The organism is Arthrobacter sp. I3 (assembly GCF_000520575.1).
GTDB classification, from domain to species: Bacteria; Actinomycetota; Actinomycetes; order Actinomycetales; family Micrococcaceae; genus Arthrobacter; species Arthrobacter humicola_A.
The window spans coordinates 108063-110399 of sequence record NZ_KI914902.1; the positions used below are offsets into that span (position 1 = coordinate 108063).

2 protein-coding genes and 1 pseudogene are annotated in these 2337 nt (G+C 67.4%); 1 reads left to right on the forward strand and 2 read right to left on the reverse strand.

Going from position 1 to position 2337, the window contains the following annotated elements; all coding sequences use genetic code 11:
• Positions 1-373 (forward strand): annotated as a pseudogene (locus tag Y706_RS27730) (anti-sigma factor); the annotation flags it as partial.
• Between the two features lie 56 nt (positions 374-429).
• Here the strand turns inward: Y706_RS27730 and Y706_RS0103220 are convergent.
• Together Y706_RS0103220 and trmB are read right to left on the reverse strand one after the other, a co-directional pair.
• Positions 430-1236, reverse strand: a complete 807-nt coding sequence (locus Y706_RS0103220) for a DUF1206 domain-containing protein (protein WP_028275435.1) — start codon at positions 1234-1236, stop codon at positions 430-432.
• Between the two features lie 102 nt (positions 1237-1338).
• Positions 1339-2295, reverse strand: coding sequence for a tRNA (guanosine(46)-N7)-methyltransferase TrmB (trmB, locus tag Y706_RS0103225; protein WP_028275436.1), 957 nt, complete (start codon positions 2293-2295; stop codon positions 1339-1341).
• Positions 2296-2337: the final 42 nt, after the last annotated feature.

Sequence of the window (2337 nt, forward strand, 5' to 3'; positions counted from 1 at the left end):
GGCCGCGGCGGCCGCCGCATGCCTGGGGCTGGGGATCTTGGCCGGTCCGCTGCTGAACCAGCCCGCCAAACCGGACGCGAGCTATTCCGTTGCGGCCAGCAGCGGGTTGGAGGTCACGGTGGGGCTCGTCAAGAAAACCTGGGGCACCGAACTGGCGGTGGACGGCCGCAGCCTGCCCGTCGCCGGGACCCTCTCACTCTGGGTAAAGGACCGTGACGGCGGCGTGGACCGCGCCTGCGCGTGGACGGCCACGCCCACCGGCAGAGTCCGGATCACCGGGGCGACGCCGGTGCAGCTGGCCAGGATCGCCAGTGTCGAGATGCGCGATGAGCAGGAGCAGACCGTTGCTGTCATCTCCCTGCCCCAGGGGTAGCCCACTCCTGGGGCGCGGCGGTCCGTCCGGTCCGGGACATGGAAACCGGCGCGGGCCTACATTTTCGCGAGCTTGGCCCGCACCGCCATGTAGATGCCGTAACAGATCAGGCCGACGCCCACTGCGGCCAGCAAGTACACGCCGAACGGCTGCTCCCGCAGGGCCTTCAGGCTGCCGTCGAGCCCGGTTGACTCTTCGGGGTGTGCCTTCACCGTGGCGATGATGATGAGCAGGCCCACCAGCAGCAGGGCAAAGCCCTTGGCAACGTAGCCCACCATGCCGATCACCGTCACTGCGGTGCGCGCCTGCGGCTGGGACGGCATGCGCAGGTACTTGATGAAGGACTTCTTGAAGCCGCGGATCGCGTAGACGATCCCGGTGACGGCTACCGCGGCGCCGATGATCACCAGGAGTGCAACGCCGCCCGGTGCCTTCATGAGGTTTACGGTCATGTCGGAAGTCGACTCGCGGTTGTCGGAGCCGGCCCCGGTGGCGACCGACGCGAGCGTCAGGGCGAACGCGGTGTACACCACGGCCTGCAGGGCTGCCTTGAGTTTCTTGCCGACCTTTTTCTTGGTCGGCAGGTGCCCGAAATCGAAAATGGCATCGGACGCCTGCCAGATGGCCAGCGCCACGCAGGCAGCAAACGACGTCCAGAGCAGAAACGGCCCCGCCGGCTGCCGGGCGAGCTCTTCCACCGCGCCGCTGACATCGGCCTGGCCCTGACCGCCCATGGCAAGCCGGATCGCGACCAGCCCGATGAGGAAGTGCAGCAACCCCGACACGGCGAACCCGGCCCGCGCTGCGATTTCGAGGGGCTTCGAATTAGTGACGTCCTCGGCGACGTCAGCAGCGTCGTTCAATTCTCGTTTGATGATCGTGTCCTTAGTACTACCCAGCGTGGTTCGTTCCGTAATCGTGCCACGCGAAGCCGCTCAACAAAAGATACCCGCGCGCCGTGGTGCCTAAATTCGGCGGTAGCTGAGGTCGAAGATCAGGCGGCCGGCTTCGTGCGCCTTGTTTTCGAAACTGGTCAGAACACGGCCCTCAAACCGCGGCGCCCACCCGCCGGTCCCGTCGACGCCCTCGTTGGGTCCGGTGTGCTCGGTGCTGACCGGCGCCCGGCCTTCCTTGACCGGTGCTCCGCCCACGCGGGACTCGACGCCGGATTCCCACACCTGGGTCAGGGGGCTGTCCGCGCCGGCGCGCTCGCCCTGGTGCAAGTTCTCGAACTCCGCCGAGCCCGCCATGACCTCGCGGACGTGAACGGCGTAGTTGGACCAGTCGGTCGCGATCCGGAAGATGCCGCCGGGCTTGATGGCCCGGGCGGCGAGATCAGCGAACGCCGGTTGAATGAGGCGGCGCTTGTGATGCCGGGACTTGTGCCATGGATCCGGGAAGAACACCCATAGTTCCGTGACGGAGCCGGCCGGGAGCATGGTGGCGAGCACCTCAGGGGCGTTCGCCTCGACAACCCGCACGTTGCTCAGTCCGCGGCTGTTGATTTTGATCAAGGTATTGGCCAAGCCGGGGGTGTAAACCTCCACGGCCAGGAAGTCCTTGTCCGGGTTTTGCTCCGCGGCGTGGCAAACGGCGTCGCCCAGTCCGGAGCCAATCTCGACAACCAGCGGAGCCGTGCGGCCGAATTCGGCCTCTGCGTCGAACACATAGTCCGGGTGGACGGAGGTGTTTGCGACATGGCGGGGGACCTCAACCGCCCAACGGTCCGCGTGTTCCTCCCAGGCCGCCTGGCGTCGGCCCTGAAGGCGCGTGCCGCGGCGCACAAAGCTCACCGGACGGCCCCCATAGGTGCCGAACGAGGCCTGGCTGCCGGGGGTCACGGGGCGCGGCAACTGGCTCTGGTCCGGGGCGCCGGACTCCGGGTTTGCCTGCAGGCCGGGGGATTCTGGGGATTCGCTCATCCCTTCCAGAATAGTTGAGTTAGCCGGGCCGGGCCGCCCGGG

Excerpts from the sequence above, each read along its gene's own strand:
- trmB (WP_028275436.1), bottom strand. The coding sequence starts at position 2,295 with ATGAGCGAATCCCCAGAATCCCCCGGCCTGCAGGCAAACCCGGAGTCC.